This is a genomic window from Dactylosporangium sp. NPDC050588 (assembly GCF_040654975.1).
Lineage (GTDB): Bacteria > Actinomycetota > Actinomycetes > Mycobacteriales > Micromonosporaceae > Dactylosporangium > Dactylosporangium maewongense.
The window spans coordinates 63,847-89,191 of sequence record NZ_JBFAJA010000012.1 but is presented as its reverse complement, the minus strand read 5'-3'; the positions used below and the strand labels follow the sequence as shown (position 1 = coordinate 89,191).

21 protein-coding genes are annotated in these 25,345 nt (G+C 73.8%); 16 read left to right on the top strand and 5 right to left on the bottom strand.

Annotation, left to right across the window (positions count from 1 at the left end; translation table 11 throughout):
* Positions 1-5 precede the first annotated feature (5 nt).
* Genes AB0I21_RS10450 through AB0I21_RS10425 form a run of 6 tightly spaced genes read left to right on the top strand, consistent with a single transcriptional unit; the run spans position 6 to position 8,069 of the window.
* Positions 6-1,343, top strand: coding sequence for a sugar ABC transporter substrate-binding protein (locus AB0I21_RS10450; protein WP_360560054.1), 1,338 nt, complete (start codon positions 6-8; stop codon positions 1,341-1,343).
* A gap of 10 nt (positions 1,344-1,353) precedes the next feature.
* Entirely contained in the window at positions 1,354-3,345 is a 1,992-nt protein-coding gene (locus AB0I21_RS10445; protein WP_360560053.1) for a beta-galactosidase, read from the top strand.
* A complete protein-coding gene (locus AB0I21_RS10440; protein WP_360560052.1) occupies positions 3,342-3,725 on the top strand; it encodes a DeoR family transcriptional regulator in 384 nt (127 codons plus the stop codon). Before AB0I21_RS10445 ends, AB0I21_RS10440 begins: the two co-directional genes overlap by 4 nt.
* Positions 3,722-4,468, top strand: a complete 747-nt coding sequence (locus tag AB0I21_RS10435) for a TIM barrel protein (RefSeq protein WP_360560051.1) — start codon at positions 3,722-3,724, stop codon at positions 4,466-4,468. The genes AB0I21_RS10440 and AB0I21_RS10435 overlap by 4 nt, the downstream gene beginning before the upstream one ends.
* On the top strand, positions 4,465-6,240 hold the full coding sequence (locus AB0I21_RS10430) for a heparinase II/III family protein (RefSeq protein WP_360560050.1): 1,776 nt from the start codon (positions 4,465-4,467) through the stop codon (positions 6,238-6,240). The genes AB0I21_RS10435 and AB0I21_RS10430 overlap by 4 nt, the downstream gene beginning before the upstream one ends.
* Positions 6,240-8,069: a DUF2264 domain-containing protein gene (locus tag AB0I21_RS10425; RefSeq protein ID WP_360560049.1), complete on the top strand. Its 1,830-nt coding sequence runs from the start codon at positions 6,240-6,242 to the stop codon at positions 8,067-8,069. Before AB0I21_RS10430 ends, AB0I21_RS10425 begins: the two co-directional genes overlap by 1 nt.
* On the opposite strand, the gene AB0I21_RS10420 is transcribed toward AB0I21_RS10425, so the two are convergent.
* Entirely contained in the window at positions 8,032-9,111 is a 1,080-nt protein-coding gene (locus AB0I21_RS10420) for a substrate-binding domain-containing protein (RefSeq protein WP_360560048.1), read from the bottom strand. The genes AB0I21_RS10425 and AB0I21_RS10420 overlap by 38 nt on opposite strands.
* A gap of 123 nt (positions 9,112-9,234) precedes the next feature.
* On the opposite strand from AB0I21_RS10420, the gene AB0I21_RS10415 reads away from it, so the two are divergent.
* The 8 genes from AB0I21_RS10415 to AB0I21_RS10380 all read left to right on the top strand — a co-directional run bounded on the left by AB0I21_RS10415 (position 9,235) and on the right by AB0I21_RS10380 (position 17,555).
* Positions 9,235-10,263 (top strand): hydroxyacid dehydrogenase, encoded by a 1,029-nt coding sequence (locus AB0I21_RS10415; protein ID WP_360560047.1) that lies wholly within the window; start codon positions 9,235-9,237, stop codon positions 10,261-10,263.
* Between the two features lie 27 nt (positions 10,264-10,290).
* Positions 10,291-11,541: an extracellular solute-binding protein gene (locus AB0I21_RS10410; protein ID WP_360560046.1), complete on the top strand. Its 1,251-nt coding sequence runs from the start codon at positions 10,291-10,293 to the stop codon at positions 11,539-11,541.
* Between the two features lie 2 nt (positions 11,542-11,543).
* Positions 11,544-12,428 carry a sugar ABC transporter permease gene (locus AB0I21_RS10405; RefSeq protein ID WP_344514347.1) on the top strand — a complete coding sequence of 295 codons (885 nt, stop codon included), beginning with the start codon at positions 11,544-11,546 and terminating at the stop codon, positions 12,426-12,428.
* Positions 12,425-13,231, top strand: coding sequence for a carbohydrate ABC transporter permease (locus AB0I21_RS10400; protein ID WP_360560045.1), 807 nt, complete (start codon positions 12,425-12,427; stop codon positions 13,229-13,231). Before AB0I21_RS10405 ends, AB0I21_RS10400 begins: the two co-directional genes overlap by 4 nt.
* Positions 13,231-13,827, top strand: a complete 597-nt coding sequence (locus AB0I21_RS10395; RefSeq protein WP_360560044.1) for a hypothetical protein — start codon at positions 13,231-13,233, stop codon at positions 13,825-13,827. The genes AB0I21_RS10400 and AB0I21_RS10395 overlap by 1 nt, the downstream gene beginning before the upstream one ends.
* A 61-nt stretch (positions 13,828-13,888) precedes the next feature.
* Positions 13,889-15,280, top strand: a complete 1,392-nt coding sequence (locus tag AB0I21_RS10390; protein WP_360560043.1) for a ricin-type beta-trefoil lectin domain protein — start codon at positions 13,889-13,891, stop codon at positions 15,278-15,280.
* A 2-nt stretch (positions 15,281-15,282) separates the two neighbouring features.
* Positions 15,283-16,143: a family 43 glycosylhydrolase gene (locus tag AB0I21_RS10385; protein WP_360560042.1), complete on the top strand. Its 861-nt coding sequence runs from the start codon at positions 15,283-15,285 to the stop codon at positions 16,141-16,143.
* Positions 16,140-17,555 (top strand): RICIN domain-containing protein, encoded by a 1,416-nt coding sequence (locus tag AB0I21_RS10380; RefSeq protein WP_360560041.1) that lies wholly within the window; start codon positions 16,140-16,142, stop codon positions 17,553-17,555. The genes AB0I21_RS10385 and AB0I21_RS10380 overlap by 4 nt, the downstream gene beginning before the upstream one ends.
* Positions 17,556-18,072: 517 nt before the next feature.
* On the opposite strand, the gene AB0I21_RS10375 is transcribed toward AB0I21_RS10380, so the two are convergent.
* From AB0I21_RS10375 to AB0I21_RS10365, 3 genes are read right to left on the bottom strand one after another with little or no spacing between them, the layout of a single operon-like run.
* Positions 18,073-19,515 (bottom strand): serine hydrolase domain-containing protein, encoded by a 1,443-nt coding sequence (locus AB0I21_RS10375; RefSeq protein ID WP_360560040.1) that lies wholly within the window; start codon positions 19,513-19,515, stop codon positions 18,073-18,075.
* A gap of 28 nt (positions 19,516-19,543) precedes the next feature.
* On the bottom strand, positions 19,544-20,017 hold the full coding sequence (locus tag AB0I21_RS10370) for a helix-turn-helix domain-containing protein (protein WP_360560039.1): 474 nt from the start codon (positions 20,015-20,017) through the stop codon (positions 19,544-19,546).
* Between the two features lie 18 nt (positions 20,018-20,035).
* Positions 20,036-21,244, bottom strand: a complete 1,209-nt coding sequence (locus tag AB0I21_RS10365) for an MFS transporter (RefSeq protein ID WP_360560038.1) — start codon at positions 21,242-21,244, stop codon at positions 20,036-20,038.
* Between the two features lie 69 nt (positions 21,245-21,313).
* Here AB0I21_RS10365 and AB0I21_RS10360 point away from each other — a divergent pair, with 69 nt between their 5' ends.
* Complete coding sequence (locus AB0I21_RS10360; protein ID WP_360560037.1) at positions 21,314-21,922, top strand: class I SAM-dependent methyltransferase; 609 nt, start codon at positions 21,314-21,316, stop codon at positions 21,920-21,922.
* A gap of 43 nt (positions 21,923-21,965) precedes the next feature.
* Positions 21,966-22,463 (top strand): FAD-binding protein, encoded by a 498-nt coding sequence (locus AB0I21_RS10355; protein WP_360560036.1) that lies wholly within the window; start codon positions 21,966-21,968, stop codon positions 22,461-22,463.
* A gap of 25 nt (positions 22,464-22,488) precedes the next feature.
* Here the strand turns inward: AB0I21_RS10355 and AB0I21_RS10350 are convergent, their stop codons facing one another.
* Complete coding sequence (locus tag AB0I21_RS10350) at positions 22,489-25,302, bottom strand: AAA family ATPase (protein ID WP_360560035.1); 2,814 nt, start codon at positions 25,300-25,302, stop codon at positions 22,489-22,491.
* Positions 25,303-25,345: the final 43 nt, after the last annotated feature.

Genomic DNA, 25,345 nt, shown 5'->3' with positions numbered 1-25,345 from the left:
CCGCCATGCCGGCATCCCGCCGCACACTCCTGCTCGGCGCGGCGTCGCTGACCGCGTCGCTGCTCATCTCCGGCTGTACCGGCGACGACACCGCTGAACAAGCCCAAGGCAACGTGTCCGACGCCGACCTCACGGCCGCCCTCGACAAGGGCGGCGAGCTCACCGTCTGGGCCTGGGAGCCGACGCTGAAGAAGGTCGTCGCCGACTTCCAGACGAAGTACCCGAAGGTGAAGGTCAACCTGGTCAACGCGGGCACCGGCAACGACCAGTACACGGCGCTGCAGAACGCCATCAAGGCCGGCTCCGGCGTCCCCGACGTCGCGCAGGTCGAGTACTACGCGCTGCCGCAGTTCGCCCTCGCGAAGTCGCTGACCGACCTCAACCCCTACGGTTTCGGCGCGCTGCAGAGCACGTTCACGCCCGGCCCGTGGAGCTCCGTGCACGCCGGGTCCGCCGCGTACGGGCTGCCGATGGACTCCGGCCCGATGGCGCTGTTCTACAACAAGGACGTCTTCGACAAGCACGGCGTCGCGGTCCCCGCCACCTGGGACGAGTACGTCGCCGCCGCCCAGAAGCTGCACGCCGCCGACCCGGGCGTGTACATCACCAGCGACACCGGCGACGCCGGGTTCACCACCAGCATGATCTGGCAGGCCGGCGGCAGACCGTACACAGTGGACGGCACGAGGGTCGGCGTGAACTTCGCCGACCCGGGCACGCAGAAGTTCACCGCCATGTGGCAGAAGCTCATCGACGGCAAGCTGCTGTCGCCGGTGAACGGCTGGAGCGACGCCTGGTACAAGGGCCTCGGCGACGGCACCATCGCCTCGCTCGTCATCGGCGCGTGGATGCCCGCGAACCTGGAGTCGGGGGTGAAGGCCGCCGCCGGCAAGTGGCGGGTCGCGCCGATGCCGCAGTGGGAGGCCGGCGGGAAGGCCACGGCGGAGAACGGCGGCAGCTCCCTCGCGCTGCCCGCCGCCGGCGGCAACAAGACCCTCGCCTACGCGTTCAGCAGGTATGCCACGGTCGGCGACGGCGCGCAGTCCCGGGCCGACAACGGCGCCTTCCCCGCCACCACCGCGCAGCTGGACGCGGCGGCGTTCAAGAACAAGGAGTTCGCGTACTTCGGCGGGCAGAAGGTCAACGAGGTCCTCGCCCAGGCCGCCGGCCAGGTCGTGCCCGGCTGGACCTACCTGCCGTTCCAGGTCTACGCCAACAGCGTCTTCAACGACACCGCCGGCAAGGCGTACCTCGGCGGCGGCGTCACCCTGCAGAACGGCCTCAAGGCCTGGCAGGACTCGTCGGTGAAGTACGGCAAGGAACAGGGCTTCACCATCCAGTAAGGGAGTTGCCGTGCACAACGACTGGCTGCGCTGGCCGACGGATCCCGCCCGGGCCCGCCTCGGGTTCGGGGCCGACTACAACCCCGAGCAGTGGCCCCGGCAGGTGTGGGACGAGGACATGCGCGCGATGCGCGCCGCCGGGGTGAACATCGTGTCCCTCGCCATCTTCTCCTGGGCCAGGATCCAGCCGGCCGAGGACACGTGGGACTTCGCCTGGCTCGACGAGGCCATGGACCTGTTGCACAGCAACGGCATCGCGGTCGATCTGGCCACGGCGACGGCCTCCCCGCCGCCGTGGCTGACCACCCTGCACCCGCGGATCCTGCCGGTGGACCGCGAGGGGCGCACCGTCTGGCCCGGGGCGCGGCAGCACTGGCGGCCGACGTCACCGGTCTTCCGGGAGCACGCGCTGCGACTGACCCGCGCCCTCGCCACCCGTTACGGCGGGCACCCGGCGCTCGCGGCGTGGCACGTCAACAACGAGCTCGGCTGCCACAACGTCTACGACTACTCCGACGACGCGGCGGCGGCGTTCCGGCAGTGGCTGCGCGACCGGTACACCACCCTGGAAGCGCTGAACGAGGCCTGGGCGACCACGTTCTGGTCGCAGGGCTACAGCGACTGGGGGCAGATCATCCCGCCGCGGCTCGTGACGTCGCACCCGAACCCCGCGCAGCAGCTGGACTTCAAGCGCTTCTCCTCCGACGCGCTCAAGGAGCACCTGCGGGCCGAGCGGGCGGTGCTGCGCGAGCTGACCCCCGAGGTGCCGGTCACCACCAACTTCCTGCTCATGGGCGAGACCAAGGGCATGAACTACGCCGACTGGGCGGCCGAGGTCGACTTCGTCGCCAACGACCACTACACGCTGCCCGGCCCGCAGTCCCGCGACGAGCTGTCGTTCTCCGCGAACCTCACCGGCAACCTGGCCGGCGGGCGGGCGTGGTACCTCATGGAGCACTCGACCAGCGCGGTGAACTGGCAGCCGGTCAACGTCGCGAAGGCCCCCGGCGAGCTGGCCCGCGACTCCCTCACGCACGTCGCGCACGGCGCCGACGCCGTCTGCTTCTTCCAATGGCGGCAGTCGGCGGCCGGCGCCGAGAAGTACCACTCGGCGATGGTGCCGCACGCCGGCGAGGACAGCGCCGTCTTCCGCGCCGTCGTCGACCTCGGCGCCCGGCTGCGCGCGCTCGACGGGGTCGCCGGTCGCCGCCGCATCCCGGCCCGCGCCGCCGTCGTCTTCGACTGGGAGTCGTGGTGGGCGGCGGAGCTCGACTCGCACCCCACCGACCGGCTCCGCTACCGGCAGGAGGCGCTCGACTGGTACACGGCGCTGCTGGACCTCGGCATCCGCGCCGACGTCGTGCCGACCGGCGCGCCGCTGGAACGCTACGACCTGCTGGTCGCGCCGATCCTGCACGTCGTGCCCGCCGGGCTCGCCGCGCGGCTGCGCGGGTACGTCGCCGGCGGCGGGCACCTCGTCACCACGTACTTCTCCGGCATCGTCGACGAGCACGACCGGGTGTGGCTCGGCGGCTACCCGGGCGCGCTACGGGACCTGCTCGGCATCCGCATCGAGGAGTTCGCGCCGCTGCTCGACGAGCAGCACGTCGAGCTCGACAACGGCACGACCGGCACGCTGTGGACCGACCGGATCGACGTGACCGACCCGGCGACGGAGGTGCTCGCCTGGTACAAGACGGGCGACCAGGCGGGCCGGGCGGCGGTCACCCGGCGGCAGGCCGGCGCGGGCTCCGCCGCCTACGTGTCCACCCGCCTCGGCCCGGCGGGCCTGGCCCCGATCCTCGCCGACCTGGCCGGGCGGGCCGGCGTCACCAGCGAGCTGCCGGAGCCGCTGCGCGGGCGCGTGGAGCTCGCGGTCCGGGGCGGGCACTGGTTCCTCATCAACCGGACCGGCGCGCCCGTCGACATCAGCGCCGTCACCGGGGCGCCGGCCGTCCTGGAGCCGCACGGGGTCCACGTCGTGCACAGGGGGAGCGCATGAGCACGGAGGTGCTCGCCGCGGTGCGGCACCGGCGGATCCTGGCGCTGCTCGCGGCGCGGGAGTTCGTCACCGTCACCGAGGTCCGGGCGGCGACCGGCGCGTCGCTCGCCACCGCGAACCGGGACCTGTCGGTGCTCGCCGCCGCGGGTGCGCTGACCCGCATCCGGGGCGGCGCGACCAGGGCGGCCCCGCCCCCGGCCGGGCCGTCGGGTCAGGAACGCGTCCTGGTGGCCTGCCTGGTGCAGGCCCGGCGGGCGGCCGAGCGCCACGACCTGGCCGCGGTCGAGGGCGCGCTGCATCAGGCGCTCACCACCTGCCGGCAGCTGCGGGATCGTCATGTGAGCGATAACATTCGACCGCCACGGAAGGAGGCCTCATGACGTCGCGGACCGGAATGTGTTCGGTCACATTGCGGCGCCTGCCGGCGGGCGCGGTGCTCGACCTGACGGCGGCCGCCGGGCTGGCGTGCGTCGAGTGGGGCGCCGACCGGCACGTCCCGCCCGGCGACCCGCGGGCCGCCGCGGCGCTGCGGCAGCGCGGGCTCGACCTGGGCGTGGCGGTCGCCGCATACGGCTCCTATTTCCGGGCCGGCGTCGACGACGTCGCGGATTTCGCCACTGTACTGGCGGCGGCGGTCGCTCTCGGCGCGCCGCGGGTGCGGATCTGGGCCGGCGCGGCGGGGTCGGCAGAGGCCTCCGCCGGCGAGCGCCGGGCGGTCGTGGCGGGTGCCCGGGCCGCCGTCGAGCGAGCCGCCGACGCGGGGATCCTGGTGGCGTTCGAGTTCCACGGGGACACGCTCACCGACACGGTCGCCTCGACGCTCGACCTGCTCGGCGAGGTCCCCGGCGCCGCCACGTACTGGCAGCCGCCGGTCGGCGCCCCGGACGCGGAGGCGCTCGCCGGGCTCGCGGCGGTGCTGGACCATCTCGCGGCCGTGCACGTCTTCTCGTGGTGGCCGCGCACCGAACGGCTCCCGCTGACCGCCCGCGAGCGGCTGTGGCGTGAGACTTTCACGCTGCTGCGCGGTCGCGACCTCGACGCGCTGCTCGAGTTCGTCCCCGGCGACGACCCGGCCGCGGTCGTCACCGAGGCCGCGACCCTGCGCGACCTGGCCGGCGCATGAGTCTCCGCGAGCGGTGGGAAGGGCTGCCGGCAGGGGTACGGGCGCGCGCCGTGAGCGACGCCCGCGACCGGATGCCCGTACCTTCCGCCGACGTGCGGGAGGCATGGGCGGGGCTGCCCGCACCGCCGGTCGAGCACGACGTGCCGTGGCCGCAGCCGCTGCTGTCGCAGTACGGGCGGCACTGGCGGGACGGCAACCGCACCGGCTACGAGGGCCCGGCCGCCGCGCTGCGCGACCGTGCCGCGACGGCCGTCCTCGCCGCCGCGGTCACCGGTGACCTCCGCGACCTGGACGCCGCCGCGGACGGGCTGCAGCTGCTGTGCGAGCAGAGCACCTGGTGCTGGGCCGCGCACGAGACCTTCGCCGCGGAGCGCGGGCACGTGGTGCCGGACCCCGACCGCCCGTACCTCGACCTGGGCGCCGCCGAGACCGCCGGCCTGCTCGCGTGGGCCGACCTCGTCCTCGCGCCCGCACTCGACCGGCGGGCACCCGGACTACGGGAACGCGTCAGGTGGGAGGTGCGGCGGCGGGTCCTGCGGCCGTTCCGCGAGGTGCGGGACTGGCACTGGCTGGGCCTCGACGGGCACCAGCACAACTGGAACCCGTGGATCCACGGTCACGTCCTCGCCGCCACGCTGTTCCTGGACCCAGACCCGGCGGTGGTGGACCTGGTCGTGGACGGCCTCGACCGGTACCTGGCGGCCCAGCCCGCGGACGGCGGCTGCGACGAGGGGTACGGGTACTGGTGGAACGGGCCGGCCCGGCTCGCCGAGGCGCTGCAGCTGCTCGACTGGTCCACCGGCGGCCTCCTCGCCCCGTGGACGATCCCTCCGCTGGCGGAGATGTCGCGGTACCCGCAGCGCACCGATCTCGGCGGCGGATGGGCGGTCAACGTCGGCGACGGCCCCGCCCGCCCCGATCCGGCGCAGCCGTGGCACGTGCTGCACCGCTGGGGTGCCGCCTGCGGCGCCGCCGACGTGGTCGCCTACGCGGTCTCACGCAAGGGCCGGCCGGGCGGCGCGGGGCTCGGCCGGGCGCTGGTCGAGCTGCACGACCCCGCCTGGCGGGCGGCCGTCCCCGCGCCCGCGCCGCTGCCCGAGCGGTCCTGGCTGCAGGACGTGCAGCTGCTCGTCTGCCGCGCGCCCGGGATCGCGCTCGCCGTCAAGGGCGGCCACAACGACGAGAACCACAACCACAACGACGCCGGCTCCTATGTCGTCGCCGTCGGCGGTGTCCCGGCCGTCATCGACCTCGGGCAGCCGACGTACACCGCGATCTCCTTCACCGGCCGCCGCTACGAGCAGTGGGTGACCCGCAGCGAGTGGCACAACCTCCCGGTGATCGGCGGCGCCGGCCAGGAGCCCGGCCGCGCGTTCCGGGCCACGGACGTCCGCGCCGACGGCGACGCGCTGCACCTGGACCTGAGCCGCGCCTACCCGCCGGAGGCCGGCTGCCGGTCGTGGCGGCGCACGGCGCGCCTTGACCGGGCGCGTGGCGCCGTCGTCGTGTCTGACGAGTGGGACCCCACTGTGCCGGCCGTGCTGCACCACGTCCTGTCCGGCGAGCCCGTGACGCACCGCGCGGGCGAGCTCGTCATGCGGTTCCGCTCGCCCGTCCGCCTGTCGTGGGACCCCGCCCTCGGCGCCGGTCACCTGGAGCGGCACCCGGTCGACGACCCGCTCCTGCGCGGCGTGTGGGGCGACGCCGTCCACCGCCTCGTCATCGCCGCCACCGCCACCTTCGAACTGACCGTCACCAGTGGAGACCCCTGATGGACGCTGCCGAGCGCTCCCCGTACACCGGCTACACCCGCGAGCACTGGACGGCCGCCGCCGACCGCCTGCTCGCCGCGGTGCGCCCGTACGCGTCGCCCGACCACGCGCGGATCGACCTGCCGGGCCGCACCAGCAGGTACGGGCGGGACAGCGACGCGCTCGAAGGGTTCGCCCGCACCTTCCTGCTCGCCGCGATCCGGCTGCGCGGCGAGGGCGGCGCCGACCCGCACGGGCTCGCCGGCTGGTACGCCGAGGGCCTGCGCGCCGGCCCGGACGTGTGGCCGCGGCCGGACCGCCTCGACCAGGCGAAGGTCGAGGCCGCCTCGATCGCGCTCGGGCTGCACCTGAGCCGGCCCTGGATCTGGGACCGCCTCGACGACGCCGGCCGGGAGCGGATCGCCGGCTGGCTCGGCACCGTCGTCGGCCAGGCGTACCCGCCGATCAACTGGGTCTGGTTCCAGCTCACCGTCGAGGCGTTCCTGCGCGGGGCCGGCGGCGACTGGTCCGAGGCGGACATCCACAGTGGACTGGCGGTGCACGAGTCGCTGTACCGCGGCGACGGCTGGTACGCCGACGGCCCCGAACGCTCCTACGACCACTACAACGGGTGGGCGCTGCACACGTTCCCGCTGCTGTGGGCGGACCTCGCCGGCGACCTGTGCCCGGAGCACCTGCGGCAGGCGTGGCGCGAGCGGTTGCGGCGGTTCCTCGGCGACGCCGTGCACCTCGTCGGCGCCGACGGCTCCCCGCTGCTGCAGGGCCGCAGCCTCATCTACCGGTTCGGCGCCGCGGCGCCGTTCTGGATGGGCGCCGTCACCGGCGCGACGCCGCTGACCCCGGGCGCCACCCGGCGGGCGTGCAGCGGCATCCTCCGGCACTTCCACCAGCACGGCGTGCCCGGCCGGCGCGGGCTGCTGACGCTCGGCTGGCACCGGGAGTGGCCGGCGATGGCGCAGTCCTACTCGGGGCCCGGGTCGCCGTACTGGGCGGTGAAAGGCATGCTCGGCCTGCTGCTGCCGGCGGAGCATCCCGTGTGGACGGACGTCGAGGAGCCGCTGCCGGTCGAGCGGTCCGACTTCACGCGGGCGATCGGCCCGCCGGGCTGGCTCGCCGCGGGCACCCGCGCCGACGGCGTGGTCCGCGTCGCCAACCACGGCACCGACCACGCCCTGGAGGGCGACGGCGGCACCGACGCGCCGCTGTACGCGCGGCTCGGCTACTCCACCGCGACGTTCCCGGCCGGCGACGACAACGCGATCGCGCTGGTCCGCGACGGCGAGCCCAGCCACCGCAGCGGGTTCCGGACCATCGGGTGCACCACGGACGGCGCGGTCAGCGTCGCCCGGCTGCACTGGGTCGGCACGCCCGACACGGCGGCACCCGACCACGGCTCCGGCCGCACCGGCACCGTCACGTGGGGTCCGCACATGACGATGGCGTCGCTGATCCGCGGCGCCGTCGAGGTGCGGGTCGCCCGGATCGACGACGAGGATCCGGCCCCCGGCACGGTGCTCGAGTTCAGCGGCTGGCCCATCACCCGCGGGCTCACGTCGCTGCTCGTGCCGCTGCACGGGTTCGAGGGGGCGGCGCTGTCGGAGCGCACCGTCGCGTCGCCGCTCGGCGACGCGGTGCGGGTGCCGGTGCTGCGGGCCGCCGAGCCCCCGCGCGCGGGGCGGGTCTACGCGGTCGCCGTGCGGCTCAGCCGGGCCCCGTCCGGCGGGCTGCCGACCGTGACCGCCGCCGCGGGGACGGTCACGGTCCACTGGCCGGACGGCTCCACGGCGACGGTCACCCTCCCTGCCGTGGCACGGAGGAGTCCCGGATGACCAGCTCCGGGGTGACGAGGACGCGCTGCACCGGCCGGCGCGGCTCCGTCAGCCGGGCCACCATCAGCTCGACCGCGACCCGGCCGACGTGCCCCTTCGGCGGACGCACCGCCGTCATCGCCGGCTCGGCCAGGTGGGCCACCTCATCGTCGTAGGACACCAGCGCGAGGTCGTCGGGAATGGACAGCCCCAGCTCGATGCAGAACTGCGCGATCGAGATCGCGTCGGGGTCGCCGTGCACGATCAGCGCCGTCGTGCCCGACTCCCGGCAGCGGCGCATGATCCCGGCGATGATGTCGCGGTGGCCCGGCACGTCCAGGCCCACCGACTCCCGCACCACCAGGTCGTCGGGGATGCCGAGGTCCGCGCAGGCGAGGCCCCAGCCGACGGCGAGGTGCGCCGACGTCGGTGACCCCCGCGATAGCACGAGGCCGATCCGGCGGTGGCCGTGCTGATGCAGGTGCCGCACCGCCATCTCCAGGCCGAGCGAGTGGTCGCTGCGGACCCACTCCAGCTGCCGGCGCGTCGGCGTCCAGCGCGGCGCCTGCCGCTCGACGAGGATCGTCGGCACCGGCAGCCCGCTGATCCAGTCGACCATCTCCGCCACCCCGTCGCCGTCGAGGCTCGGGGCGAGCAGCAGGCCCTGCACCTGCTGGGCGTCGACGAGCCGGCCGATCTGGCGGCGGTCCTCCTCCGGGTCGTAGCTGGAGCCGCGCAGCTGGATGTGCACGCCCAGGGCGGCCGCGGCGGCGCGGGCGCCGGTGACGATCGGCGGCCAGTAGTAGTCCAGCGACGGCACCACCATGCCGACCGTGAACCGGGTCTTCGGCGGCCGCGGGCGGCGCGGCGACGGCAGCAGCTGGGTCGGCAGGGTGGCGCCGCCGTGGACCTTCGTCAGCAGGTTGCGCTCGGCGAGCGCGGCGATGTCGCGGCGCACGGTCAGCTCGCTGACGCCGAGCACCGGCGCGAGGTCCTTGACCCGCACGGCGCCGAGCCGGCGCAGCTCGTCCATGAGCCGCTCCTGGCGCTGCACGTTGAACATCCGCGCTCCCGGTTGTTCGACTCTGTTCGTTTCGGATCGAACGAGATCGCGCTCTTCCGGACATGTTCGAACGCGGCTATCCCTGTTCCTACACGAATTTCAACGGAAACAACAGGAGCCGCGTTGCCGAAGCCGAAGGCGTTGGTGGTGATGAACCCGGAGTCGTTCCGGGCCCACTTCGACGACGCACGCACCGCCCGGCTGGCCGCGCTCGCCGACCTCGGTGACGGCGGCGCCGACGGCGGCCCGGTGTGCCTGCACGAACTCGACTCGCCGGCCGCCCGCCGCCGCCTCAGGGACGCCGACGTGCTCCTGACGTCGTGGGGCGCCCCGGCGCTCACCGCGGAGCGGCTGCGGGACGCGCCGGCGCTGCGGGCGGTGTTCCACGCCGCAGGCAGCGTCCGGCCCCTCGTCACGAGCGAGGTGTGGCGGCGCGGCATCCGCATGACGAGCGCCGCGGACGCCAACGCGATCCCGGTCGCCGAATACACCCTCGCCGCGATCATCTTCGCCGGCAAGAAGGTGCCGTTCATCGCCGCCGACCCCGAGGCGGCCTACCGGGGCTGGAGCCACCTCGGCGGCTACGGCAACCTGTCCAACTACCGGCGCACCGTCGGCGTCGTCGGCTTCTCCCGGATCGGGCGGCGGGTCGTCGGCCTGCTCGACCGGCTCGACGCCACGGTGTGCCTCGTCGCCGACCCGCACGCCGACCCGGCCGAGGTCGCCGCAGCCGGCGGCGTCCTGGTCGACCTGCCGGAGCTGCTGGCCCGCAGCGAGACCCTGACGCTGCACGCGCCGGCGCTGCCCAGCACCCACCACATGATCGGCGCGGCCGAGCTGGCGCTCCTGCCCGACCACGCCACGGTCGTCAACACCGCGCGGGGCAGCCTCATCGACTCCGCGGCCCTGGCCGCCGAGTGCCGGTCCGGGCGGCTCTTCGCGATCCTCGACGTCACCGAGCCCGAGCCGCTGCCGCCCGGCAACCCGCTCCGTTCGACGCCGAACGTCCTGATCACCCCGCACCTGGCCGGTTCGCTCGGCACCGAGATCCTCCGCCTGACCGACCACACCCTCGACGAGCTCGCCCGCTGGATCGCGGGCGAGCCGCTGCGCGCCGAGATCACCCCGCAGGCGTTCGCCCTCAACGCCTGACCACACCCCCCATCGAAGGAGACCGCCATGCACCGCTCCCGGTTCGGTATAGCCGCCGCAGTCGCCCTCGCGTTGACGCTCACCGGATGCGGCAACGGCGACGACCCCGGCGCGGCCGGCGGCAAGACCGTGCTGACCGTGTCGCTGTGGAACTACGCCAGCACCCCGGAGTTCAAGGCGCTCGTCGAAGGCTTCGAAGCCGAGCACCCGGACATCGACGTGCAGCCGGTCGACATCCTCGCCGACGACTACGCCAAGAAGGTCACGACCATGCTGGCCGGCGGCGACACCACCGACGTCATCACGATGAAGAACGTCACCGACTACGCCCGCTACGGCACCCGCGGCCAGCTCGCCCCGCTGACCGACGAGGCGAACAAGCTCGACAAGAACGCCTACCTGGGCCTGGAGCCGTTCAACCTCGACGGGAAGTACTTCGCGCTGCCCTACCGGTCGGACTTCTGGGTCCTGTACTACAACAGGAAGCTGGTGAAGGACGCGGACCTGTCGAAGCTGACCTGGCAGGACTACGCGCAGCTGGCGAAGGCGTCCACGACCGGCAGCGGCGCCGACAAGGTCTACGGCACCTACCAGCACGTGTGGCGCTCCGTGGTGCAGGCCGTCGCGGCCGCGCAGACCGGCGGCGACCTGCTCGGCGGCGACTACGGCTTCATGAGCGCGCAGTACACGATGGCGCTGGACCTCGAAAAGGCCGGGGCGACCCTGCCGTGGGGCACCGCCTCCACGCAGAAGGTCTCCTACAACACGATGTTCTCCACCGGCAAGGCCGCGATGCTGCCGATGGGCACCTGGTACGCGGCGGCGCTGCTGCAGGCCAAGGCCGACAAGAAGTCCGATGTGGACTGGGGCATCGCGCCGCTGCCGCAGGTGAGCGGCGGCACGGTGACCACCTTCGGCTCGCCGACCGCGTTCGCCGTCAACAAGAAGGCCAAGCACGCGGACGCGGCGAAGCGGTTCGTGCTGTGGGCGTCGGGGGAGAAGGGCGCGGCCACCATCGCGAAGATCGGCGTCACCCCGGCCTACCGCAGCGCCGCCATCACCGACGCGTACTTCGCGGTCGCCGGCATGCCGGGCGACGCCCTCGCCAAGAAGGCGTTCCAGCCCGACAAGGTGGTGCTGGAGATGCCGGTCAGCGACAAGTCCTCCGACGTCGACGCCATCCTCACCGAGGAGCACCAGCTCATCATGACCGGCAGCAAGACGGTGAGTGCCGGCATCGCCGAGATGGGCAAGCGGGTCAAGTCCGAGGTCCGCTGAGCATGACGACCCACGCCGCGAGGCGCCGCAGCCGGACGCTCGTCGGCTGGGCGTTCATCCTGCCCAACTTCCTCGGGTTCGCCGCGCTCACGCTGGTGCCGGTGGTGATCGCCCTCGCGCTGTCGTTCATGCGGTGGGACTCCTACTCCGACCCCGAGTGGGCCGGGCTGGACAACTTCCGCCGCATGGCCGGCAGCGACACGTTCTGGACCGCGCTGACCAACACCACGTACTACGCGGCCGGCCACATCCCGCTCACCCTGGCCGCGTCGCTCGGGTTCGCGGTCCTGCTCAACCGGAAGCTGCGCGGGGTGCGGTTCTTCCGCACCGCGCTCTTCTTCCCCTACATCACGTCGCTGGTCGCCGTGGCGGTCGTCTGGAACATGCTGTTCAGCCCCGAGTTCGGGCCGGTGAACCAGCTGCTGCGGGCGGTCGGCGTCGACGGTCCGCCGGGCTGGACGACGTCGACCACCTGGGCGATGCCGGCGGTGATCCTGACCAGCGTCTGGCGGGACATGGGCTACTACATGATCATCTACCTGGCCGGGCTGCAGGGGATCCCGGCGTACCTGTACGAGGCGGCCGAGATGGACGGCGCCGGCCCGTGGCAGCGGTTCCGCCACATCACGGTGCCGGCGCTGCGCCCGACCACGTTCTTCGTGGTCATCATGCTCACCATCGCCAGCTTCAAGGTCTTCGACCTGGTGCAGGTCATGACCGAGGGCGGTCCCGGCCGCTCCACGCTGGTGCTGTCGCAGCTCATCTTCCGCGAAGGCATCACCGAGGGCCGCTTCGGCTACTCCTCGGCGATCGCGATGGTGCTGTTCGTCGTCGTGCTGACCGTCACCGTCGTGCAGTTCCGGCTCCAGCGCAGGAGCGAGCGGTGAGACGGGTCGCGCTCCACGCCCTGCTGGCCGGCCTCGGCGCCGCCGTGCTGATCCCGTTCCTGTGGATGCTCGTCTCGTCGCTGAAGCGCGACGACGAGGTGTTCACCGTGCCGATCCAATGGATCCCCGAGGAGCTCCAGTGGGGCAACTACGGCCGGATCTGGCAGGAGATCCCGCTCGGCACGTACCTGGGCAACTCGCTGATCCTCGCGGTCAGCATCACCTTCCTGCAGGTGCTCACCGGCAGCTTCGCCGCCTACGGCTTCGCGAAGGTGCGCTTCCCCGGCCGGGACGCGCTCTTCCTCGCCTACGTCGGCACCATCGCGGTGCCGTGGCAGGCGTACATGGTGCCGCAGTACATCCTCATGGAGAAGGCCGGGCTGGTGAACACCCGCACGGCGCTGATCCTGCTGCAGGCGTTCGGCGCGTTCGGCGTCTTCCTGATGCGGCAGTTCTACCTCAGCATCCCCGACGAGCTGATCGAGGCGGCGCGGCTCGACGGGCTCACCGAGTTCGGCATCTGGGCGCGGGTCGCGCTGCCGCTGTCCAAGCCGGCCCTCGCCAGCCTCGCGCTGCTCACGTTCGTCAACACCTGGAACGACTACATGGGCCCGTTCATCTACCTGACGAGCAACGACCTGTGGACCGTGCAGATCGGTCTGCGCTCGTTCGTCGGGGTCTACGACTCGGAGTACGCCATGATCATGACCGGCTCCGTCATCTCCGTCCTGCCGATCCTCGCCGTGTTCCTGCTCGGCCAGCGGTACTTCGTGCAGGGCGTCGCCACCACCGGGATGAAGTGATGTCCGCCCGCACCTGGGACCTGATCTGGTCGTGGACCGGCCGGGTCCTCGTCGTGAACCTGGGCATCGCCGTCACCAACCTGCCGCTGCTGCTCGCGCTGTCCGTGGTGGACCGGCCCTGGCGCTCCCCGGTGTTCTTCGCCGTGCTGTCGCTCGGCCTCGGCCCGTCCCTGGCGGCCGCGTTCGCGCACCTGCACGGCGACCCGTTCGTGCGGTCCTACCGCCGTCACTTCGCCGGGGCCGCGCTGCGCTGGTCGGTGGTCGTCGCCGGGCTCGGCATCCTCGCCGCCGACGTCGTCGCGCTGCACGACGCCGACCCGGGCGCGCTGCTCGTGCCGATGCTCGCCGTCCTCGCCGTGCTGCTGCTCGCCGCCGGGGTCCTGTGGCTGGCGATGCTGCCGCTGCACCATCCCGGCGGCGCCCGCGGGGCGCTGTGGGTCGCGGTGCGCCGGTGGCCGCTCAGCCTGCTCAGCCTCACCGTCCTGGCCGCCGCCGCGGCCGCCGTCAACCAGGCGCCCGTGGCCGGTCTCGCGACCGTGCCCGGCTGCGCACTGCTCGTCGCCTGGCACAACAGTCGGGTCGCCCTCACGACCTGACGCACCCATTTCCGTCAGGGGCGGGGCCGCCAACCCCTCCCACACCCCACAAGGAGTGCCGATGTCCGCACCCCATCCGCGATGGCGCCGGCTGGTCCTGACCGCCGCCGTCCTCGCCGCCAGCACCGTCGCCGCCGTGCTGCCGGCCGCCACCGGCCACGCGGCGACCTCGGGCTTCCACGGCGTCAACTGGGCCGACCCGCGGGACAACTTCACCGACGACGCCGTCGTCCCCAGTGGACTGTCCACCGCCGACAGCTACGCCACCACGAAGGCCAAGGCCGGCCGGATCCTCGACGGCTTCCGCACCGACCTGGGCGCCAACACCGTCCGGCTGCCCGTCAACGCCGCCAGCGTCGGGACCGCCTGGTGGAACTCGTACACCGGCGCGATCGACGCCGCCACCGAGCGCGGGATGAACGTCATCCTCAGCTACTGGGAAGGCGACTCGTCCCGCGACGGCAAGGTCGACAACACGACCGCGTTCTGGTCGATGTGGCAGACCGCGGTCGGCAAGTACGCCGGCAACACCCGCGTCTACTTCGAGCCGATGAACGAGCCGCACGGCTACAGCTTCACCGACTGGAGCGCCATCTGCGCCACGTGGCTGGCCAACTACGCCTCCGTGCCCAGGGGGCGGGTGATCCTGTCGGGCACCGGCTACAACCAGGACGTCAAGCAGCTCGGCGCCGACGGCCGCTTCACCGGCACGCTGCTGTCGGTCCACCTCTACAAGTTCTTCTCCAGCAACACCACCTACGCCCAGTTCAAGGCGCAGCTCGCCAACGAGGTCGGCGCCTACGCGAGCCGCACCATCCTCGACGAGTGGGGCGCGCCGATGACCGACGGCACCAATTATCACGCGGTCGGCAGCACCAACCCGTTCGTCACCTACCTGCAGGCGTCGTCGGACTTCGCGCGGGAGAACGCGATGGGCACCGTCTACTGGCCCGGCCTGCGCAACGGCGACCACTACTCGATGGAGACGCTGGTCGGCACCTACCCGAACACGACGCTGCTCAACACCAACTCCTCCGGCCGGCACCTGCTGCTGGCCAGCTGGGGCGTGAGCGCGGCACGGACCGGCACCCTCCGCGGGCTCGCCGGGAAGTGCCTGGACACCGCCGCGAACGGCACGGCCAGCCCGAAGGTCGTCATCGCCACCTGTACGGGCAGTGCCAGCCAGAGCTGGACCCTTGACGGCGGGGCGCTGAAGTCCGGCGGTCGCTGCGCCGACGCGACGGGCGGGGCGACCGCCGACGGCACCCGGATCATCACGTATGCGTGCAGCGGCGCGGCGAACCAGCAGTGGATCCTCGTCGGCGACCAGCTGCGCAACGGCAAGTCCGGCACCTGCCTCGACGTCCCGGCGTCCAACAGCGCGGACGGCACCCAGGTGACCATCTACAGCTGCAACAACGGCGCCAACCAGCGCTGGACCCTGGGAGGCTGACGATGCAATCCATCATCCGCTGGTTTACCGCCGGCATCGCGCTGCTCGCCGGGGTGCTGGTGGCGCCGGCTCCCGCGGCCGCGGCCACCACGCTCGTCTACGCGACGTTCAAGGGCGACGCCGCCGCCGACGAGGAGCTGTGGCTCTACCAGTCCACCAACGGCGGCACCAGCTACAGCGTGCTGTCGGACACCAACTTCCGCGGCCCGACCGGCGTCCTGCGCGACCCGGGCATCCTGAAGTACAACGGGAAGTACTACATCGCCTACACCGTCCAGTCGTGGACCACGAACTCCACGTACTTCGCCATCGCCAGCAGCACCAACCTCACGACGTGGACGAACGTCGCCACCGTCAACTCCGGCATCGCCGACACGAAGTTCACCTGGGCGCCCGAGTTCTACGCCGAGGGCAGCACGGTGCGGATCATCGCCAGCGTCGCCGCCACCACCTGCTCGGCGTGTTTCCGCCCGTACGTGTACACCGCGCAGAACACGGCGCTCACGTCCTGGAGCGGGCCGGCGCAGATGTGGGGCCTCGGCACCAACCACATCGACACGTTCGTCGTGAAGTCCGGCAGCACATGGCACGCGTTCACGAAGAACGAGACCACGAAATACATCGAGCACTGGATTACGACGAAGAACCTCACCGAGGGGTGGGTCAACAAGGGCAACCTGTGGAGCTCTGGCTACGAGGGCCCGTCGCTGGTGCGCCTGGACAACGGCTCCTGGCGGATCTACGTCGACAAGTACACCAACGGCGGCATCTGGACGGCGACCAGCACCGACCTCAACACGTGGACCGGCCTCAGCGCCGTCGGCTGCTCCGGCTGCCGGCACGGGACGGCGATCTCCCGATGAGACGACTTCTCGTGCTTGCCGTGCTCGCGCTCCTGTGCGTGGCGACGCCCGCGCGGGCCGCCACCGTGACCGTCGCCAGCGGCGGCCAGTTCCGCGACACCGCCGGCAACGTCGTGCACGCGCACGGCGGCGGTGTGCTCAAGGTCGGCCAGTACTACTACTGGTTCGGCGAGAACCGCAACACCGACAACACCTTCCGCAGCGTCTCCGTCTACCGGTCCACCGACCTGCGGACCTGGGAGTTCCGCAACAACGTGCTGACCCAGTCGTCGCACGCGGAGCTGGCGTCGGCCAACATCGAACGCCCCAAGGTGATCTACAACAGCTCGACCGGGCAGTTCGTGATGTGGATGCACAAGGAGAGCGCCACCGACTACTCGGAGGCCCGTGCCGCCGTCGCCACGTCGTCCACCGTGGACGGCGCGTACACGTACCGGGGCAGCTTCCGCCCGCTCGGGCACATGTCGCGGGACATCACCCTGTTCCGCGACGACGACGGCACCGCGTACATGATCTCGGCGGCGAACGAGAATGCCGACCTGCACGTGTACCGGCTGACCGCCGACTACCTCGGGGTCGGCACCCTGCTGCACCGGCTGTGGCAGGGCTCGTGGCGCGAGGCGCCCGCGATGTTCAAGCGCAACGGCGTCTACTTCCTGCTCACCTCCGGCGCGACCGGCTGGGCGCCGAACCAGCAGAAGTACGCGACCGCCACCTCGGTCGCGGGGACGTGGACCGCGTTGCAGAACGCCGGCGACAACACGGCGTTCGGCTCGCAGACCGCGTACGTCCTGCCGGTGCAGGGCAGCACGACCACGTCCTACCTGTACCTCGGCGACCGCTGGGCCGGGGCGTGGAGCGGGCGGGTCAACGACTCGCAGTACGTGTGGCTGCCGCTGCAGTTCCCGACGAGCACCAGCCTGTCGCTGAGCTGGTCCCCGGCGGTCAGCATCGACACCGCGACCGGGGTGGTGCAGGGCGCCGCCGGGCCCGCCGAGCAGCTGGTCGCCCGGCACAGCGGCAAGTGCCTCGACGTGGCCTCCGGCTCCGCCGCGGACAGCGCCCGGACCCTCCAGTACACCTGCGGAAACGGCCTGAACCAGCGCTTCACCGTGCAGGACCTGGGCACCGGCTACGTGCGGCTCGTCGCGCGGCACAGCGGCAAGTGCCTGGACGTCACCAGCGCCTCGACGTCCGACGGTGCGACCGTCGTGCAGTACACCTGCGGCGGCGGCACCAACCAGCAGTGGCAGGTCCAGGACGCGGGCGGCGGCTACGTCCGGTTCGTCGCGCGGCACAGCGGCAAGTGCCTGGACATCAACGGCGCCTCGACGTCCGACGGTGCCGGCGGCATCCAGTGGACCTGCGGATCGGGCACCAACCAGCAGTGGACCCGACGCGTGGCGGCGTAAGGGCTCCACCGGCCGAAGCCGTGCCGCCGCGCCTGGCAACGTGGCGGCACGGTCAGGTCACGTCACCTGCACCCGCCACGACGGTGCGGTGCTCGTCGTCGAAGGACGGGTCTGGCTGTCCGCGCGGCCGGATCCGGCGTTGGATCATGGGGTGGGTGGGGCTGGAGGTCGGGGCGCCGCGGCGGTGTGGCGCTGGTTGTCGTGATCGAAGGTTGGGTGTGGCTGTCCGCGCGGCCGGATCCGGCCTTGGATCACGGGACGACGGGGTTGGGGGTCGGGGTGCCGTGGCGGTGTGGTGCTGGTTGTCGTGATCGAAGGATGGGGTGTGGCTGTCCGCGCGGCCGGAACCGGCCCTGGATCACGGGGGCGACGGGGCAGGGCGCCGCTGGAGGCGGGCAGGGGCGGCGGCCAGCGGATGCGGCGCTGGAGGCGGGCGGGAACGGGGTCGTCAGTTGCGGCGCGAGTCGTCTGGGCTGGCGCACGCCGGCGCGGTCCCGGACGTGGTGGTGCGGTCGCGTCACATCACCAGCAGCACCGCGGCGACCGCCGCGGCCCCGGAGAAGGCGGCGGCGGTCCAGCGCCACCACGGGCGGCCCGCGACGAGCGGCAGGTCGCGCCAGCGGGGGACGGCCACACAGAGCACGGCGGCGGACGCGGCCACGCCGAGCGCCCAGACGAGGCCGGGGACCGCCAGCCAGTCGCCGGCCCGGTGCGCGAGCAGCGGCATCACCACCGCCCACGCCATCGACGTGGCGAGCCTGACTCGGTCGGTGCGGCTTCTGGCCGTGATGAGCAGGCCGGCCGCGCCGAGGAAGCTCAGGCCCACGGCGAGCAGCACCGCGAGCGGCGTCCGCTCCGGGCCGGTGGCGCCGGACGGGGTGACGCCGAGCAGGCGCCGCCCGATGGGGTCGACGTCGCGGTCGGTGTTGCCGAGCACGACGACGCCGCGGCCGGTGGCGCGGTCCACGGCCAGGAACGAGCGGAACCCGCCGGTGCCCCCGTTGTGCCACGTCAGTGCGGTGTTGCCGTAGCGGGTGGTGAACCATCCGTAGCCGATCCGCTCGCCGCCATCGCCCGTGTCGAACCGCGGGGTCAGCGCGTCGATGCCGGGCGCGGTGCCGGCCTGCACGGCGGTCACCAGCCGGGCGAGGTCGGCGGCGGTCGACCAGACGCCGATGCCGGCCGGCGCCCAGCCCTCGCCCCGCCACGGATCCACCCCCCGCCCGGCCGCCGTCGCGCCGGTCGCGCGCCCGGCCGGCAGCGCGGTGCCGTCGGGGTTGACCGTCGTCGCCGCCATCCCGAGCGGGTCGAGCAGCCGGCGGCGCAGCAGGTCCTGATAGGGCACGCCGGCCCGCTCGGCGAGCGCCTGGCCGAGGACGGCGACCCCGAAGTTGGAGTAGTGCACGGTGCCCGTGTCGCCGGGGCGCTGCTCCGCGGCGGTGTGCAGCAGCCATTCGCGGTGTTGTCGCCGGTACGGGTCGGTGCCGCTCACCCTGGCGGACCACAGGCGGGCGGCCTGTCCCGCCGACCCGATCGGCACGCTGCGCAGCCCGGCCCGGTGGCTGGCGAGCTCCGCGACGGTCACGTCGCCGGTGGGGCCGTCGATCGACGGCACGAGCGCCCGCAGCCGCTCGTCCGGCTCGACACCGGAGTCCGCGAGCAGCATGCCGGTGAACGTCTTGACGAGGGAGCCGATCTCGAACGGTGTGTCCGCGGTGACCGGCGTCCCGTCGCCGCGGTCGCCGATGCCCGCCGTCCGGACCCCGCCCGGCCCGATCAGCGCGACGGCGAGCCCGCGGTAGCCGTCGGGGTCACCGGCGGCCGCTCTGAGGTCGGCGGCGAGGGCGGCGTCCCCGGTGGTGGTCCGGCCCGGGTGCGGTGGCCGGGGCGCGGCCAGGAGCGCGGCGAGCACCCCGGTGAGCAGGGCGGTGGCGACGGTCACGACGACACGGTGCGGCATGGTCCGGCTCCTTCCGGCACAGACTTCTTCAGCGGCGCGCGGCCGCCAGGATGGTCAGCAGCGGCACGACCCGCTCGGGCGGCACGCTGTAGTGCCCGCGGCCGGCGGGCCGCAGCCAGCCGGCGGCGGTCAGCTGGCGCAGGTGGTGGTAGAGCTGGCCGCTGGTGCCGAGGCCCTCCGTGGCGGCGAGGTCGGTGCTCGCCCGCACGCCGCCGAGGATCTCCCGCAGCAGCCGCAGCCGCATCGGGTGCGCGAGCGCCGCCAGCGCCGCCGCGAACTCCTGCCAGTCCTCGTCCAGCAGCTGCCCGACCGGCGTGCCGAGCTGCCAGTCGTAGTGCTCGCCGGTCGGCAGGTCGACGGTGCCGGTGAAGAGCACCGCACCCTCGTCCGGCGCCAGCTCCCGCAGCCGCTCCAGCGCCCAGAACGCCGACCCGCCCACCTGGGACGGCTCGCCGAACACCCGGGCCTCGAGCGCGGCCACCCGCTCCTCCAACGACGCCACGAGTACGATTCTACGTAATTACGTAGCAGCGTTCAAATCCTGCGCCGGTTGTACAGGAGCCGCGGTGGTCATGTGCCGGACGGTGGGCCACCAGATGAGCAGCTCCGCGACGGCCAGCGCGAGCGCGAACGGGGCGAGGGTCCACAGCCCGGACCGGTCCGCGATGGCGCCGGCCAGGAAGGGGAAGAGCGCGCCGCCGAGCACCGACACGCCGTTGAGCAGGCCGATCGCGGTGGGGGCGAGGTCGCCCGGGGCGAGGGCGGGCGCGATCGCCATCGTGGTGGGGAAGACGGGCCCCAGCCAGAAGCCGAGGAGCGCCAAGGCCGCCACGGCCGTCGCGGGCACGAGCCACAGCAGCGCCGCCGCCAGGGTGACGCCGATCAGGCACGCGGTCATCAGCCGGTTCGCGGTCCAGCCGAGGCGGGCCGCGGCCGGGCTGAGCACGAAGCGGCCGAGGGTCAGGCCGAGCCAGTAGCCGCTGACCGTGTAGCCGGCGAGGAGGTCGCCCTGGCCGCGTTCGGCGACGAGGTAGCTGAAGCCCCAGTTGCCGACGCTGATCTCCAGCCCCACGTACACCGCGAGGAACAGCGCGCCGAGCAGCACCGCCGGCCGCCGGCCGGCCGCGCGGACCAGACCCCGGGCGGGCGGCGGGTCTGGAATGTCGGCTGGGGCGGTGGTGCGCAGCGTGAGCTGGAAGCCTGCGACGAGCGGCACGCACGCCAGGGCCAGGACCAGCCACACCGAGGTCCACGCGGTGAAGCCCAGCATCCAGGTCGCGAGGGGCGGGCCGATCAGCGCCCCGACGCCGAAGAACGCGTGCAGCCAGTTGAGCAGCGTGGTGGAGCCGGGCAGGGCGGCGAGGTACGCGTTGAGCACCGACTCGAGGACGCCGGTGCCGTACCCGGCGACGACCTGCACCCCGACGAGCACCGCGAACGCCGGGCGGGTCGCCGTGCAGAGCCCCGCGGCGATGAACGCGGCGCCGCCCGCGGTCAGCGCCGCCCTGGTCCCGAGCCGGTGGATGAGCGCCCCCGCGGTCGCCCCGGCGAGCAGGAACCCGGCCGAGAACGCGAAGAACGTGACGCCTATCGTCGCCTTGTCGAGGTGGTAGTCCAGCAGCTGCGCGGGCAGCAGCACACCGCCGACCCCGGCGCTCAGGCCGGCGAGGACGAAGGTGGCGTAGGCGAACACGATCGGCGCCAGGGCGCGCGGATGAGACGCTGACACCGGCTCATCATGCCGAACCGTCGGCGCCGCGTCGCCGGTTCGGTTTTTCGAAAGTGAAGGGAACAGCGGATGTCGGACCGCAACGCCTGGCGGGAGCTCATCGAGGCCGACCCGGAGCACTCGCAACGCTACATCGAGCGGTTCCGGTCGATGGCCGAGGCGGGCGCCGACCTCGTCGGCGAGGCCCGCCTCGTCGACGCGATGCTGCCCCGCTGCGCCCGGATCCTCGACGCGGGCTGCGGTCAGGGCCGGGTGGGTGGCCACCTCGCCCGGATGGGCCACGACGTGATCGGCGTCGACCTCGACCCGGTGCTGGTCGCGGCCGCCCGGGACTCCTACCCGTCCGCGACCTGGCTCGTCGGCGACCTGTCGGAGCTCGACCTGCCGGCCAACGAGGTCCCCGACGGCTTCGACGCCATCGTCTGCGCCGGCAACGTGATGACGTTCGTCGCGCGGGACACCCGCCGCGAGATCCTGAGCCGGATGCGGGCCCACCTGCGGGGCGCCGGCCGGGTCGTCATCGGCTTCGGCGCCGGCCGCGGCTACGAGTTCGACGAGTTCCTCGCCGACGCCGACGCCGCCGGCCTGGCCCCGGATCTGCTGCTGGCCACGTGGGACCTCCGCCCCTTCACCCCGGCCTCCGACTTCCTGGTCGCCGTCCTGCGCGCGGCGCAGTAGCCCGCCGGCCGGCGGGCCCGGCGGGATCGGGCGGCCCGCCGGGGTGCTGCCGGGGTTACGGTCGCGCAGGGTCGACGCCGGCAGGGTCGCCGGCAGCTGGAGGATCGGCACGCCGGCGAGGTCCTCCACGGACAGGGCGTCGCGGCGGGCGAGCGGGTGCTGCGACGACACCGCACGGGTCGGCGCGGGCGCGACCTGGGGCGCGGTCCAGGCGGCCGCCGGCCCGCGCGGGCTCACCGGCCTGGCCGGCAGCTCACCGGTCGTCGGCGTCACCGGGTACACGCTCGGCGGCGGGAGGAGCCGGTTCGGCCGTGCGTTCGGATGGGCCGCCGACAGCGTCACCGCCTTCGACGTCGTCGATGCCGCCGGTGTACCGGCGAAGGCCACCGCGGACAGCGACGCCGAGCTCTTCTGGGCGCTGCGCGGCGGTGGCGGCGACGTCGCGGCCGTAGAGTTCCGCCTGCACCCCCGCCCCGGTTGTACGGCGGCCGGATGCTCTGGCCGGCGGACCGGGCGCCGCGGGTCCTACCCGGTCGCGTGAGCGCGGCGGCCCGGAGCGGCGCGATTCAGCGCGCCGGAGCGGAGGTTCCGGCCCGCGAATCGAGGGCGCCGGCGAGGGCGGCGCGCGAGGTGATGCCGAGCTTCGGGAAGGCCCGGTGCAGGTGGGCGCCGACCGTGCGGTGCGACAGGAACAGCCGCTCGCCGATCTGCTTGTTGGTCAGCCCTGTCGCGGCGAGCGTGGCGATCTGCCGCTCCTGCGGGGTCAGCGCCGCCGGTCCGGACCCGACGGTGGCCACGCCCGCGGCGCGCAGCTCGTTGCGGGCCCGGTCCGCCCACGGCTGGGCACCGAGCCGGTCCAGGCTCTCCAGGGCGTCCCGCAGCTGCAGCCGGGCGCTGGTGGTGTCGCGGGTGCGCCGCAGCCATTCGCCGTACGCGAGCCGGATCCGCGCCTGCTCGAACGGCCACCGGTCGGCGCACGGGAGCGCGAGCGCGGCCGCGTAGAGCCGCTCGGCGTCGTCGTCGGGGGCGGCGATCGCGGCGGCGCCGGCGGTGAGCAGCGCGGTGCGGGACGACACAGCGGCGAGCCCGGCCTGCCGCGCGGCGTCGACGTGCGCCCGCGCCTCGTCGAGGTGTCCGATGTGGACGGCCGCCTCGACGGTGTCGAGGACCATCCACCGGCCGGGCACGCCGAGGCTCGGGTGGCCGGCCCCGTCGATCCGGGCCGCCTGCACGTAGGCGTCCTCGTAGTCGCGCCGGCCGAGCGCGGCGACGGCGCGGGCCTGCCACGCGAGGGCCTGCGTCAGCCCGACGCCGCGCGGCGCCGCCCAGCGGGCCACCTCGTCGGTCAGCATCCGCGTGCGGGCGGTGTCGCCGCGGTACGCCCCGATCAGCGCCAGCCGGCACCGCAGCTGCCCTTCGAGCAGGTGGTAGCCGTCGGCGCGGGCGATCTCGAGGGCCTCCTCCGCCAGCCGCTCGGCCTCGTCCCACTGCCCGTGCGCGATCGAGTCGACGCTGAGCATCAGCAGCCCGGCGATGACCACGGTGACGATGCCGCCGTCGCGTTCCCGGTCGATGACGCGGTGGCACAGGTGCCGGTAGGCGGAGAGCGCGTCGAGCTCGACGGCGGCGTACGCGAGCGGGATGAACTGCCACGGCGCCGGGTCGCTGGACAGGTCCTCGAACGCGGTGGAGAGCCGGTGCCGCAGCGGGTCGGCGGTGCCGACCGGGTCGGCGTACGCGTCGTAGCACAGCTGCAGCGCGGTGACGGCCCCCGGGTCGAACCTGGTCAGCGCCGCCCGCAGCAGCTCCCACGGCCCGGGACGTCCACTGTAGACACACACGAACAGCAGCGCGTAGAGCACGCCGTAGGCGTCCCAGCCGTCGCCCGGCGTGCCGTCGAGGTCGTCGAGCGCCCGGGCGAGGAGGCGGTGGGCCGCGTCGACGTCGCCGCTGCCGTTGGTCAGCAGGTGCGCGGTGGCGGCGAACACGAGACCGGTGGCGGTGTGGGGGGTCTGCCCGGCGTCGTTGAGCAGCTGCGGTACCCGGTCGAGCTGGCCGGTGACGTTGGCGAGGAACGCCGCCTCGACGAGCCGCCGGGACCGCTGCCCCGGCCGGTCGCTGAGCTCGCTGGCGCGCACGAGCGCGCTGACCGCGCCGGCGGCGCCGCCGCGGGGCCGGCCGCCGCGGCCACCGGTCCAGGCGGCCTGCGCGACCTCGTCCAGCGCGCGGGCGACGACCTCGTCGGGTCCGGTCGCGGCGTCGGCGAGGTGGCGGGCGCGGCGCTCCGGTGCGGTCCCGCGGCACCCTGCCGGCGTCGCCGCGACGGCGGGCCCGAGGGTCCGGGCGAGGGCGAGGTGCGCGTGCCGCCGCTCGTCGGCGGTGGCGAGCTGGGCGACCGCGGCGCGGATCAGCGGGTGGCGGAACTCCAGGCGGCCGCCCTCGACCACGCGGATCAGCCCGGCCCGCTTCGCCGGGGACAGGTCGCGGAGGTCGGCGTGCGGGCGGGCGGCGGCCCGCACCATGGCGACGTCGGCGTCGGGGTCGAGCGCGGCCAGCAGGAGCACGGCCCGGGTCGGCTCCGGCAGCCCGGCGAGCCCGGCGGCGAACGCCGCCTCGAGGCGGTCGCTGAGCGGCAGGAACGCGGGCAGCGCGGCCTGACCCGACCGCTCCCGGGGGGTGAGCGCCGCCGGCAGCTCCAGCAGCGCGAGCGGGTTGCCGGCGGCGTCGTCGAGCAGCCGCCGCCGCACGACGCCGGGCAGGCCGGGGTGGTGGGCGTCCAGCAGCGCCGCCGCGGCCCGCGCCGACAGCGGGCCGACGGTCCGCTCCGGCAGCCGCGTCTCGTCGAAGACGCCACCCGCGCCCGACCGGACGGCGGCGAGGAACCGCGCGTGGGTGCCGGCGACGCGCCGCGCGAGGAACCCGAGGACGGTCGCGCTCGCCGCGTCGATCCACTGGACGTCGTCGACGACCAGCAGCAGCGGGCGCCCCGCCGCGACCTCGGCGACGAGCGCGAGCACCGCCGTGGACAGCACCAGCGGCTCGGCCTCGCGGGCGCCGGCGCGGCCGAGCACGTGGGCGAGGGCGTCGCGCTGGTCGCCGGGGAGCTGCCCGGCGGAGTCCCGGGTGGCGTACAGCAGCTGGTGCAGCGTCGAGAAACGAATCCCGGACTCGAACGGCGCGCCCGCCGCCCGCAGCACCCGCATCCCGGCCGCGTCGGCCCGCGCGGCGGCGGCGTCGAGCAGCGCGGTCTTGCCGGTGCCCGGGTCGCCGCGCAGCAGCAGGCTCGGGCCGGGCGGGTCGGCGCCGGCGAGCACGGCGTCGATCGCCCGCAGCTCGGGTGCCCGGCCGCGCAGTTCACCCTGCTCCGCTGGAAGCGTCACGGTCATCCCCCGCCCCCAACGGTAGCCAGGGAAGCAGTCATCT